At 59.1% G+C, this 869-nt stretch carries 1 protein-coding gene; it reads right to left on the bottom strand.

What is annotated here, in order from left to right:
* Positions 1–869: ankyrin repeat domain-containing protein (locus AC1DMK_RS31070; protein ID WP_477864047.1), on the bottom strand; the 869-nt coding region annotated here is incomplete at both ends.

Below are 869 nucleotides of genomic sequence, written 5' to 3' on the forward strand. Positions count from 1 at the left end.
CGGCGAGTCGCTGAGCGTTCTCAGATAAGCGATTACGTTCAGGCGATCATTTTCATCGGGCGCACCACGAACGTCCATATTTACGCCTGGCGTTGTGAGAGTAGGCCCGGCGATAAAGATGTTGAGGTCCTCGTAGGTCCATGACCCTCCCCAACCCAACAGGGTTTTGGAGTAGCCGCCGAACTTGGTCGACGCCTTGTCGCGTCCGACAACGCTCCACAAGTTGGGTCCCTTAGAGGGKRCATCTTGKGGGCGTTTGACATGACAGCCAGAGCAATTGGAGGCGAAGAAAGCAGCGCCCTTTGCCGGATCACCGTTTGCCAGTTTCGCGGAAATCGGCGCGGGCTTCTGAATGACGATGCCATGAGCCAATAGGTAGTCCGCAATTTCGGCATGATCGTCATGTTTTGCAAGATGATACGGAGTGATGATGCCAGGGTTGCGGGTTGGGTCACCTCGCACCCAGATGGCRTTAACGTCTGCCCCGGCTTCAACAAGTCTCCTCACGCAGTCTAGACAGTCGTTGGCGACTGCGAAGTGCAGCATGCGCTCGCCCCGTGCGGCGGCATTAGGATCCGCACCGTGCGCCACCAGCAACCGTATAAGATCGGGGGAACCCTTTAGGACGGCAGCAGTAAGAGGTAGGCCAATCGCGGACTCCTTGTTCACGTTGGCCCCGCGCCTGATCAGCAATTCTGCTGCTTCGGGTTGTCCGCTACGAACCGCAAGGATGAGGGGAGTGGCTCCCTTGTCCTGCTCCTCAATGTCCGCCCCCGCATCGAGGGCCGCCGCGAGCGCTGCCAGGTCGCCGCTCTTGGCCGCCTCGTGAAGCGGACCGCCTTGGGACGTTGCGAAAATGCTCAAGTAGA

The sequence above is a fragment of the Rhizobium sp. 05L419 genome (assembly GCF_056397845.1).